Source organism: Lentzea tibetensis, assembly GCF_007845675.1.
GTDB classification, from domain to species: domain Bacteria; phylum Actinomycetota; class Actinomycetes; order Mycobacteriales; family Pseudonocardiaceae; genus Lentzea; species Lentzea tibetensis.
In genome coordinates this window covers 1-11,181 of sequence record NZ_VOBR01000067.1, presented here as the reverse complement: position 1 = coordinate 11,181, position 11,181 = coordinate 1, and the positions used below count along the sequence as shown (strand labels likewise).

Genomic DNA, 11,181 nt, shown 5'->3' with positions numbered 1-11,181 from the left:
AGATAAACCTGGCACTCAACCACCAGCTTCTTCGACCTCTGCGATGCACGACACTTCCGGTTCTCGACCACTGCAACCCCTGCTCACAACCCAGGTGTTGCAACGATCAATAGAACCCAAGAGGGGCGGAGCCCCAACCAAAGGAACCCAACCGCAGCACACCAAAGAAGAGCCAAAAGGCCCCGCCCAAAAGAGGACGGGGCCTTCAGACCAAGCAGGAACTCAGAAGTCCATGCCACCGGCGTCAGGCGCGGCCGGAGCCGCGTTCTTCTCCGGCTTGTCAGCCACAACAGCCTCAGTGGTGAGGAACAGCGCGGCGATAGAAGCAGCGTTCTGCAGAGCGGAACGAGTCACCTTGGCGGGGTCGATGATCCCAGCGGCGACCAGGTCCTTGTACTCGCCAGTCGCAGCGTCGAGACCCTCACCAGGAGCAAGGTTCTTGACGCGCTCGACCACAACGCCACCCTCAAGGCCGGCGTTGATAGCGATCTGCTTCAAAGGCGCCTCAACAGCGACCTTGACGATGTTGGCACCAGTGGCCTCATCGCCCTCGAGACGCAGCCCGGCGAACGCAGCCTCGGCAGCCTGCAGCAGAGCCACGCCACCACCGGCGACGATGCCCTCCTCGACGGCGGCCTTGGCGTTGCGCACCGCGTCCTCGATGCGGTGCTTGCGCTCCTTGAGCTCGACCTCGGTCGCGGCACCCGCCTTGATGACGGCGACGCCACCGGCGAGCTTCGCGAGGCGCTCCTGGAGCTTCTCGCGGTCGTAGTCCGAGTCCGACTTGTCGATCTCGGCGCGGATCTGGTTGACGCGACCCTGGATCTGGTCGGCGTCGCCAGCACCCTCGACGACGGTGGTCTCGTCCTTGGTGACGACGACCTTGCGCGCCTTGCCGAGCAGCGAGATGTCGGCGTTCTCGAGCTTGAGGCCGACGTCCTCGGTGATGACCTGGCCACCGGTCAGGATCGCGATGTCCTGGAGGATGGCCTTGCGGCGGTCACCGAAGCCCGGAGCCTTGACGGCGACGGACTTGAAGGTGCCACGGATCTTGTTGACGACCAGGGTCGCCAGGGCCTCGCCCTCGACGTCCTCGGAGATGATCAGCAGCGGCTTGCCCGACTGCATGACCTTCTCCAGGAGCGGGAGCAGGTCCTTGACCGTGGAGATCTTGGAGCCGAACAGCAGGATGTAGGGATCCTCGAGGATCGCTTCCTGGCGCTCGGGGTCGGTCACGAAGTAACCGGAGATGTAACCCTTGTCGAAGCGCATGCCCTCGGTGAGCTCAAGCTCGAGCCCGAGGGTGTTGCTCTCCTCGACGGTGATGACGCCTTCCTTGCCGACCTTGTCCATCGCCTCGGCGATGAGCTCGCCGATCGTGGAGTCAGCGGCGGAGATGGACGCGGTAGCAGCGATCTGCTCCTTCGTCTCGATCTCCTTGGCGGCCTTCAGCAGCTGCTCGGCAACTGCCTCGACGGCCTGCTCGATGCCGCGCTTGAGGCCGAGCGGGTTGGCGCCGGCGGCCACGTTGCGCAGACCCTCGCGCACCAGGGCCTGAGCCAGAACCGTCGCGGTGGTCGTGCCGTCACCGGCGACGTCGTCGGTCTTCTTCGCGACCTCCTTGACGAGCTCGGCCCCGATCTTCTCCCACGGGTCTTCGAGCTCGATCTCCTTCGCGATGGAGACGCCATCGTTGGTGATGGTCGGCGCGCCCCACTTCTTCTCGAGCACGACGTTGCGGCCCTTCGGGCCGAGCGTCACCTTGACGGCGTCAGCGAGGATGTTCATCCCGCGCTCGAGACCGCGACGGGCTTCCTCGTCGAACGCAATCATCTTGGCCATTGCGGTGTGTTCCTCCGCCTTTGTGGATTCTGGGGCCACTGTGGACACACGCCCACAGCGGAACACGGTGCGATTGGCCAGGCTCGGTGCCCGCGACGGACGACCCCCTCGAAAGGCGGCCTCACCAGTCCTAGCCTCACTGCTGGCACTCAGGGTGCCTGAGTGCTAGTTCGTGTTTAGCACTCGCCGGGGTCGAGTGCAAGATGACCAGGTCAGCGCGACGGGCGGACGGACACCGACGTCGGCAGCGGCTTCTTGCTCCCCGAGTTGTCCCCGACCTGCAGCGACGGGCCGGACGGCTCGCTGCCCGGTCCGCGCGCGGGCTCGTCGCCCGGCGACAGGATGATGACCACCACGATGATGACGAGCAGTGCGACGGCGCCCGCGATCACCGGTGCGAACCACGCCGGGCGCCCGGTCTTCTGCACGCTGGTGAACGCGCTCTGGCCCATCTGGTTCGGCGGGCGCAGCCGCACCGGGTCCGCCAGCGACTGCTGCGGCTGGTAGCCCGGCGGCTGGTAGGCGGGGGTCTGCTGCGCGGGCATCGGCCCGGAGATCGGCGACTGCACCGGGATCGAACCGGACGGGTGCTGCCTCGGCGCCGGGGCGCCGTCACCGGCGCGGATCAGCGGGGCGAGCACGCCGCGCGCGGCGTTGACCAGGTCGACGCAGGTGGCGTAGCGCTGCGACGGGTCCTTCGAGGTGCCCTTGCGGATCACGTCGTCGATCCCCGGCGGCAACATCACCAGCGCGCACAGCGAGGGCATCTCGGAGCCGAGGTGGCCGTGGATGACGTCCTGCACGCTGCCCTGGAACGGCGGCCGCCCGGAGAGGCAGGCGAAGAGCATGCACGCGAGCGCGTACTGGTCGGTGCGGCCGTCGACCGGCTCGCCCCGCAGGTGCTCGGGCGCGGCGTAGGTCGGCGAACCGAGGAAATCACCCGTCCGGGTGCGGTGGCCGGTGGCGCCGCGGCGGGTCAGGCCGAAGTCCGCGAGGTAGACGTGCTCGCGCGAGGCTTCCTTGGTGGTGACGAGCACGTTCGCGGGCTTCACGTCCAGGTGGACGAGGCCCTTGCCGTGCAACATGTCGAGCGCTTCGCCGACCTGGCCGAGCAGGGTCAGCGTGCGGCCCGGCGACAGCGGGCCCTCCTTGATGTGGCCCGCGAGGTCCTGGCCGTCCACCAGCCGCATGGCGATGTACAGCAGGCCGTCGACCTCGTCGAAGTCGTACAGCGGCACGATGTTCGCGTGGTCGATGGCCGAGGTGTTGCGCGCCTCGTCCACGAACCTCTCGCGGAACTCCGCGTCCGCGGTCAGGTGCTCACCGATGACCTTGAGCGCGACCTTGCGGCCCAGTCTCACGTCCGTGGCCTTGTAGGTCACGCTCATGCCACCGCGACCGAGCACCCCGTCGATCCGGTAGTGGCCGATCCGCCGCCCGCTCAGGTCATCTGACACGCGAGGCAGCCTAACGTCCGCTCGAACGGACGCGCTGGGGGTTGGTCCTACATGTGATCAGGCACGGCGGACTTCGGAGGCCTGGCTCCTGCCGTCCCGGCCGGCCTGCACCTCGAACTGCACCCGGTCGCCTTCGGAGAGGGTCCGGAAGCCCTCCATCTGGATCGCCGAGTAGTGCACGAACACGTCGGGCCCGCCGTCGGTTGCGATGAAGCCGTATCCCTTTTCGGAGTTGAACCACTTGACGGTACCGAGAGCCAAGACGTCCTCCTTCAAGTCACGCAAAGCAGAACGCCACGCTAAAAGAAGAAACAGTGCTCGGATACCTCCTTACGGAGTCATGAACGAGAGCTGACTCCGTTGGCTCGCAACCAGTTGACGAGTTGCCGCGGACCGCGCGTCTGGGTGAGCACAACACCCGGTCCTGCGAAGTCGAAGACCAGTCCCTCACCGGTTCGGATGGACTGCGGGCCGTCCTGCGCGGCCGCGCGCAACCGGCATTGCACGGAGTCCGCGAACGCCACGACGTGGTCGCTCGCGAGGGTCACGAGCTCGCCGTCGGTCAGCGTCACGACGTCGAGCGTGCCGCAGCACGCGAGCACGACCGAGCCCTGGCCGTGCGCGTAGTTCAGGAAGCCCTCGCCTCCACCGAACAGCGCCTTCAGCGGCGGCGCCTCGGCGTCCTTGAGCACCGTGCTGCCGGAGCCGAGCCAGCCGAGCTTCGCGTAGCACCAGCCGGTCTTGCCGTCGAGCTCGAGCACGTGCAGGTCGCCGGGGAACGCGGGCGCGACGTCGACCCACCCGCCTTCACGACCGGCGGTGCACAGCCCGACCAGCGTGCTCCCCTTGCCCTTGCGCTCGTAACCGAGTCCGTAGCTGGTGGCCAGCACCGTCGCCGGGTCCACGAGCACCATCTCGTCGGGCGCGAGCACGAGCCGCGCGACGCCGAACGTCGGCGTGTGCCGGGTCCTGACCTGCACTGCATCCCCCCTGATCGTCAGTTGGCAGTATGCACGCGTGCCCCTCACCACAGTCGCTGACCACAGGAACCGGGTCGCCGGGCTGATCGGCCTGATGCCGGTCGACCGGCTGCCGCTCGCGAGCTGCCTCGGCCTCGTGCTCGCCGAGGACGCCGTCGCGCCCATCTCGTTGCCGCCCTTCGACAACTCCGCGATGGACGGGTACGCCGTGCGCGCCGCGGACGTGGCAGCCGCGCCGGTCGAGCTGCCGGTCGCCGACGACATCCCGGCCGGGAAGACCGACGTCGTGCCGCTCGAGCCGGGCACCGCGCACCGCATCATGACGGGCGCGCCGATGCCGCCCGGCGCGGACGCGGTGATCCAGGTCGAGCTGACCGACGCGGGCACGTCCCGCGTCACGCTGAACGCGTCCGTCCCGGCCGGCCAGAACGTGCGGCGCACCGCGGACGACGTGCGCGCGGGCGCCACCGTGCTCAGCGCGGGCACCGTGCTGCGGCCTGCCCAGCTGGGTCTGCTGGCCGCGCTCGGGTTCGCGGAGCTGCCGGTCCGGCGCAGGCCGCGCGTGCTGGTGCTGTCGACCGGCTCCGAGCTGGTCGAACCCGGTCAGCCGCTGCTGCCCGGCCAGATCTACGAGTCGAACGGCCTGATGCTGGCCACCGCGGTGCGCGAGGCGGGCGGCGAGGCGACGCTGCTGCGGTTCGTGCCCGACGACGCGGCCGAGTTCCACGCCGCGCTGGCGCCGCACCTCGGCTCTGCGGACGTGATCCTGACGTCCGGTGGGGTGAGCGCGGGCGCGTACGAGGTGGTCAAGGACGCCTTCACCGGTCGTGGCGTCGAGTTCACCAGGGTCGCGATGCAGCCGGGCGGACCGCAGGGTGCGGGCACGTACGAGGGTGTGGCCGTGGTGACGCTGCCCGGCAACCCGGTGAGCGCGCAGGTGTCGTTCGAGGTGTTCGTGCGGCCCGCGCTGCTGGCGTCCATGGGTCATCCCGTCGTCGAGCGCCACACCGCACAGGCCGCGCTGACCAGCGCGATCACCTCACCGAAGGGCAAGACGCAGTTCCGCCGCGGCGCGTACGACCCGGAGTCCAACGAGGTCGTGACGCCGGTCGGCGGGCCCGGCTCGCACCTGCTGTCCGCGCTGGCCCTGTCGAACTGCCTGATCGAAGTTCCGGAAGACGCCACGGATCTCCCCGCCGGCTCTAAAGTCACCATTCGCATGTTGTGGTGACCTGGGGGAACGTCGCATGAGAGCCGTACTGGCATTGGGGACCTTGGCCGCCTTCTTCGCGGTGACCGGCGTGTTCTCGCTCGGCATGACCGTGGCGGCCGTCTGGCTCTGCATCCAGGGCCTGTACTTCGCGGGGCTGTGGGCCGGCGTGTTCGCGTTCGCCTTCGGCGCGTCCACGCTGTGGTCCGCCTGGGTCGTGTTCCGGCACCAGCCCGAGCCGGAGCCGCACGCCGTGCTGCTGACTCGCGAGGCCCAGCCGGAGCTGTGGCAGCTGGTCGACGAGGTGGCTGCGGTCGCGGGCACGCGCGGCGTGGAGGAGATCCGGCTGGTGCTCGACGGCGGCAGCGGAGTCGAGCAGCGGCGGGGACTGCGCTGGCTGGAGCTGGGGCTGCCGGTCGTGGCCGGGCTCAACGTGAGCGAGCTGCGCGCACTGCTGGCCAGCCAGTTCAGCTACCTCGACGGCGGCGGCTCCAGGCTCGCCGCGCTGGCGTACCGCGCGAAGCTGAGGCTGGACGGCGTCGCCGGTCTCGAGGGCTTCTCCTACACGGGCACGCGCGCGTTCGCGTCGGTGTACGCCCGCGTCGCGGCGCCGATCGCCGACGACCGCGAGAGGCACGCGAACGAACGGGCCACCGCGGCGGGCAGTCCCGGGATCACGCAGCGCACGGCGCACGCCCTGCCCTCGGTTCTCCGGCTCTGGTCGGACTTCCGCGACACGTTCCTGCTGCTGGCCGAGCAGGCGGGGCGGACGCCGCCGGTGCTGGCCGGGTTCCTCGCCTACCTCGACCACCCGTCGCGCAACGGCGGCCCGTGCGACTCCTGTGAGGCGCTCGCCAGGGAGGACGGCGTTCCGCGCGACGAGCGGCTGGTGTGGATGGTCCTCAACGGCGCCGAGAACGCCGCGCAGCAGCTACTCCCGCCACGTCCGTTCGCGGAGTGGCAGGAGATCGTCGAGCTCGCCGGCCCGGTCCACACGCACCGGTACGCCGTCGCGCTCGAGCACGCGGGCCGGGTCAGCGGCATCGGCTCGTCGCTCGGCAACGTCCTCGACGCGCTGACGCGCGGCGAGCTGCGCAGGCTGACCGGCGAGACGGTCGACCTGAGCCTGTCGCGTGAGGAAGCGGACCGGGCAGCCGTGGAGACGGTCACCGAGCTGCTCGCGTTCACCGTCGTGCACCGGCTCGTCATGGCCGGGCAGGTGAAGCTCGAGCTGGACTGGGGCGGCGTGTTCGCGCTGCGCGTCCCGCAGGGCGGGGTCGTGCACCCCGAGGAGCTGGTGGCGCCCGCCGTCCGCGACCCGGCGCTCGTGCCGCAGCTCAGGGCTCATCTGCAGGTGATGGGCGTCGACGGGCTGTGACAGAGCGCTCACCCTTCGACGTTGTTCACCCCATGTGACGGGGATTACACTGTCCGGAAGGCGTCGGGCGGCCCGTGCATTCGTCGGGGGATGCACGAGCCGCCCGGACCCGGAGGTTTCGGGCGTTGGCGTAGCGTGTTCCCGGCCCGACCAACCCCGGAAGCTACGGATCCCCGACACGATGAGCAGCGAGAAGCCCGTTTCCCACTTCCTCGAACTCGCCCGCGGCGTTGTGCCGCCGATGAGCCCGCACGGCCGCCCGTTCGTGGCCAGTGCCGCGATCGCGACCTTCCTGCTCCGCCGCTTCTCGAAGCGCGCCGGTGTGGTCGGCATGGTCCTCACGGCGTGGGTGGCGTGGTTCTTCCGCGAGCCCAAGCGCGTGACGCCGACCAGGCCGAACATCGCGGTCGCCCCCGCGGACGGCACGGTGTCGCACGTCGTCGAGGCGACGCCGCCCGCCGAGCTGGGCCTCGGCGACGAGCCGATGATCCGGATCAGCGTGTTCCTCTCGGTGTTCGACGTGCACGTGCAGCGCGTGCCCGCGGACGGCGAGATCCGCCAGGTGTCCTACCGCCCCGGCAAGTTCCTGTCCGCGGACCTGGACAAGGCGTCCGAGGACAACGAGCGCAACACCGTGTGGCTGCGCACTGTCGGCGGCCACGACCTCGTCGTCGTGCAGATCGCCGGCCTGGTCGCGCGCCGCATCGTGTGCGAGGTGACCGAGGGCGAGAAGGTCGCCGCCGGTCAGACCTACGGACTCATCCGCTTCGGTTCGCGCGTCGACCTGTACGTTCCGCGCGGTAGTCGTGCACTGGTCGAGGCCGGCCAGCGCACCATTGGTGGCGAGACGGTTCTCGCCGAGCTTCCGGAGGGCTGATAGGTGGCTCCCAGCGGGCCTGGCATCCGGCTTCTGCCGAATGCCATCACAGTGCTCGCCATGTGCGCGGGCCTTTCAGCAGTGCACTTCGCCACCATCGGCATGTGGGGCGCGTCGATCGCATCGATCGCCGCCGCCGCCGTGTTCGACGGGCTGGACGGCCGGATCGCCAGGCTGCTGGACGCCACCAGCAAGATGGGCGCCGAGCTCGACTCACTGGCGGACGCGATCTCGTTCGGGGTCGCGCCCGCACTCGTGATCTACGTGTGGAAGTTCGACTCCAGCCGGGCGGGCTGGGTCATCGCACTGGTCTTCGCGGTGTGCATGGTGCTGCGCCTGGCCAGGTTCAACACCCTGCTCGAGGTCGAGCAGCCGCCGTTCGCGAAGGAGTTCTTCGTCGGCGTCCCCGCCCCCGCGGGCGGCCTGTTGCTGCTGCTGCCGCTGATCGTGGACGAGCAGGTCGGCCGCCCCGGCTGGTGGTCGGGGACCGTGGTCGTGATGGCGTGGACCGTGCTCGTCGCGATGCTGCTGGTGAGCCGCATCCCGACGCTGTCGGTGAAGACCATCAAGGTGCCACCGCGCTTCGTCGCGCCGCTGCTGGTGCTCGTCGGCCTGCTCGCGGCCGCGATCATCACGTTCCCGCTCGCGGCGCTGATCCTCGCGATGGTCGTGTACCTGGGCCACCTGCCCTACTCGGTGCGCCGCTACCGCTGGCTGTCCAAGCACCCCGAGGCGTGGACCGTCACCGGCGTCGAACGACGCGCCATCAAGCGCGCCCACGGCGTCGCCGCTCGCCGGCTCGGCCTGCGCCAGCCGCTGCACGGCCGGGTGGCCGGTGCCGCGATGCGCGCGGTGCGCCGCCCCCGCCGCGACGCGTCGGTGGCCGCGGCCGCCGAGGTCTCGTCCAACGGCAACCGCAGGCGCAGCTGGCGCCAGTTGGGCTTGCGCCGCCAAAACCGCCAGTGAGGACATAGAGTCCTCAGCGTGATCACGCTGACGGCTCGGCTGTCCCCGTCCGCGCTGGACACCCGGCGCGGTGTTGTCCGTCTGCACCCCGAGGTGCTGGACGCGTTGGGCCTGCGCGCGTGGGACGCGGTGCGCCTCACCGGCGCCCGCGTCAGCGCGGCACTGGCGGCAGCGGGTGAGAACCCGCCCGGCGTGGTCCTGGTCGACGACGTGACCCTGTCGAACCTGGGCGTGGTCGAGGGCTCGGAGATCGTGGTCGCCCCGGTGTCCGTCACTCCCGCGCGCTCGATCACCGTCGCGGGTTCCCGCCTGGCCACCACTTCTCTGACCTCGGAAACCCTCCGCCTGGCCCTGACCGGCAAGGTCCTGACCGTCGGCGACGCGGTGTCCCTGCTCCCCCAGGACCTGGCCCCACCGCCGGGTGCCGACGTGTCACTGGCCCGCCGCCAGCTGTCGCACGCGATCGGCATGACGTGGACCAACGAGCTGATCACCGTGACGTCCAGCGACCCGGCGGGTCCCGTCGCCGTGCAACCGTCGAGCGTGGTGACCTGGCGCTCGGCCGTCGCCGCCGAGCCCGCCCCGCCTCCGCCGGCCGTGGTCCAGCACGAGGCCCTGCCCATCGCGGACCTGGTGGGCCACCGCGAGCAGGCGCGCACGCTGTCCGAGTGGCTGGAACTGATGTTCCGCCAGCCAGAGCTCCTCACGAAGCTGGGCGCGTCCCCGCGCCTGGCGGCCCTGATCAGCGGCCCCGAGGGCGTCGGCAAGGCGACTCTGGTCCGCGCCGTGGCCGCCTCGGTGGACGCAGCCGTCGTCGAGGTGCACGCACCTTCGATCGCCGTGCTCGAGGCGGGCGCGACGGCGAAACGCCTGAGCGACGCGATCGCGTCCGTCTCGGACAGCCCGACCGTCCTGCTGATCAACGACATCGAAGCCCTGGTCCCGGCCAGCTCCCCACCGCCGGTGGCCACCGTCGTACTGGACATGCTCCGCGCCGCGGTATCCCTCCCCCACCTGGCCTTGGTGGTCACCTCGGCGCGCGCCGAGGCCATCGACCCGCGCCTGCGCACCCCGGACCTGGTCGACCGCGAACTCACGCTCCCGCTGCCAGACGGCGCAACCCGGTGTTCCCTCCTGCGCGTACTGCTCCGCGACGTACCACTGGAGTCCGAAGTGGACTTCGGCGCGATCGCCGACCGCACACCGGGTTTCGTGGCCGCCGACCTGGTCGCACTGCGCCGCGAAGCAGCCGTGCGCGCAGCCCTGCGCCAACGCGCCGTCGACTCCCCGCGCGTGAGCCAGGAGGACCTGGCAGGCGCCCTGAACACCGTCCGCCCGATCTCGATGTCCACTTCGGACAACCTGAACACCGGCGGCCTGACCCTCGATGACGTGGGCGGCATGGCCGACGTCAAACAGGCCCTGACCGAGGCCGCACTCTGGCCACTGCGCTACCCGGACTCCTTCGCCCGCCTGGGCGTAGCCCCACCGCGCGGCGTGCTGCTCTACGGCCCGCCGGGGTGCGGCAAGACGTTCCTCATCCGCGCGCTCGCGGGCACCGGCCAGCTGAACGTGTTGTCCGTCAAGGGCGCCGAACTGATGGACAAGTTCGTAGGCGAGTCCGAACGAGCGGTACGCGAACTGTTCCGCCGGGCAGCGGACGCCGCACCCGCCTTGGTCTTCCTGGACGAGGTGGACGCTCTGGCACCGCGCCGCGGCCAGTCAGCCGACTCCGGCGTGGCCGATCGCGTGGTCGCCGCTCTGCTGACGGAACTCGACGGCGTCGAGCCTTTGCGCGACGTGATCGTGCTGGGTGCGACCAACCGGCCTGAGCTGATCGACCCCGCGTTGCTGCGGCCGGGACGTCTCGAGCGGTTGGTCTACGTGCCGCCGCCGGACGCCTCTGCCCGCGGCGAGATCCTGCGCGCGGCTGCTCGCAATACGCCGCTCGCCCCCGGTGTCAGCTTGGACGCGTTGGCCGAGGAGCTGGACGGGTACTCGGCCGCTGACTGCGCCGCTCTGGTGCGGGAAGCCGCGTTGACCGCCATGCGCGAGTCCTTGGAGGCCGCGGAGGTTTCGGCTGAGCACCTCGCCAAGGCGCGGGAGACGGTCCGACCGTCGCTCGACCCGGCCCAACTCGCCTCGCTGGCCGCTTACGCCGCTTCTCGCTGACGCGCTGCCTCGGTGGGGTTGCCTTGCGCCCCATGGTTTCGGGGTGCCGACGTGTCGGTGCAGTTGGGCTCGGCTCTTGGGCTGAGCTTGGCTGCCGGTTCTCGTCGGGGCTGGGTTCTTTGCTTGGCTGCCGGTCCGCGTCGGGGCTGGGGTCTGATGCTTGCTGTGCTTCGGTGTTTCGGTGTCGGTGGTTGGGTCGCGCCTTCGGCGCAGCGATTGGGCCTTGACAGTGAGGATGTGTGTGGTGGTCCTTGCTGGGTGGGTCTGACTCGTGGCTTGACTGACCTGGTGTCTTTCCC

Annotated in this window: 9 protein-coding genes; 5 read left to right on the top strand and 4 right to left on the bottom strand. The window is 70.2% G+C overall.

Features of this window, described 5'->3' with window-relative positions; all coding sequences use genetic code 11:
* Nucleotides 1-222 precede the first annotated feature (222 nt).
* The 4 genes from groL to FKR81_RS42645 all read right to left on the bottom strand — a co-directional run bounded on the left by groL (nucleotide 223) and on the right by FKR81_RS42645 (nucleotide 4,279).
* Nucleotides 223-1,842 (bottom strand): chaperonin GroEL, encoded by a 1,620-nt coding sequence (gene groL, locus FKR81_RS42660; protein WP_146361251.1) that lies wholly within the window; start codon nucleotides 1,840-1,842, stop codon nucleotides 223-225.
* 212 nt (nucleotides 1,843-2,054) lie between these two features.
* Nucleotides 2,055-3,299 (bottom strand): serine/threonine protein kinase, encoded by a 1,245-nt coding sequence (locus tag FKR81_RS42655; RefSeq protein ID WP_146361249.1) that lies wholly within the window; start codon nucleotides 3,297-3,299, stop codon nucleotides 2,055-2,057.
* A 57-nt stretch (nucleotides 3,300-3,356) separates the two neighbouring features.
* Entirely contained in the window at nucleotides 3,357-3,560 is a 204-nt protein-coding gene (locus FKR81_RS42650; protein WP_146361248.1) for a cold-shock protein, read from the bottom strand.
* Nucleotides 3,561-3,637: 77 nt separating this feature from the next.
* The gene (locus FKR81_RS42645) at nucleotides 3,638-4,279 is read right to left on the bottom strand and encodes an AIM24 family protein (protein WP_146361246.1); all 642 of its coding nucleotides are present in this window, start codon (nucleotides 4,277-4,279) and stop codon (nucleotides 3,638-3,640) included.
* A 37-nt stretch (nucleotides 4,280-4,316) separates the two neighbouring features.
* Between FKR81_RS42645 and moeA the strand changes: the two genes are divergently transcribed.
* The 5 genes from moeA (at nucleotide 4,317) to FKR81_RS42620 (ending at nucleotide 10,882) form a co-directional block, all read left to right on the top strand.
* Complete coding sequence (gene moeA, locus FKR81_RS42640; RefSeq protein WP_268891632.1) at nucleotides 4,317-5,510, top strand: molybdopterin molybdotransferase MoeA; 1,194 nt, start codon at nucleotides 4,317-4,319, stop codon at nucleotides 5,508-5,510.
* 16 nt (nucleotides 5,511-5,526) lie between these two features.
* Nucleotides 5,527-6,867 (top strand): M48 family metallopeptidase, encoded by a 1,341-nt coding sequence (locus FKR81_RS42635; RefSeq protein WP_146361244.1) that lies wholly within the window; start codon nucleotides 5,527-5,529, stop codon nucleotides 6,865-6,867.
* A 181-nt stretch (nucleotides 6,868-7,048) separates the two neighbouring features.
* Nucleotides 7,049-7,744 (top strand): phosphatidylserine decarboxylase, encoded by a 696-nt coding sequence (locus FKR81_RS42630; protein WP_146361242.1) that lies wholly within the window; start codon nucleotides 7,049-7,051, stop codon nucleotides 7,742-7,744.
* A gap of 3 nt (nucleotides 7,745-7,747) precedes the next feature.
* Nucleotides 7,748-8,710 (top strand): CDP-diacylglycerol--serine O-phosphatidyltransferase, encoded by a 963-nt coding sequence (pssA, locus tag FKR81_RS42625; protein WP_146361240.1) that lies wholly within the window; start codon nucleotides 7,748-7,750, stop codon nucleotides 8,708-8,710.
* A gap of 18 nt (nucleotides 8,711-8,728) precedes the next feature.
* Nucleotides 8,729-10,882 carry an AAA family ATPase gene (locus FKR81_RS42620; protein ID WP_146361238.1) on the top strand — a complete coding sequence of 718 codons (2,154 nt, stop codon included), beginning with the start codon at nucleotides 8,729-8,731 and terminating at the stop codon, nucleotides 10,880-10,882.
* Nucleotides 10,883-11,181: the final 299 nt, after the last annotated feature.

Bases quoted from the DNA above. Each gene is read 5' to 3' on its own strand.
- FKR81_RS42635 (WP_146361244.1), top strand. From the start codon at position 5,527: ATGAGAGCCGTACTGGCATTGGGGACCTTGGCCGCCTTCTTCGCGGTG.
- groL (WP_146361251.1), bottom strand. From the start codon at position 1,842: ATGGCCAAGATGATTGCGTTCGACGAGGAAGCCCGTCGCGGTCTCGAG.
- FKR81_RS42630 (WP_146361242.1), top strand. From the start codon at position 7,049: ATGAGCAGCGAGAAGCCCGTTTCCCACTTCCTCGAACTCGCCCGCGGC.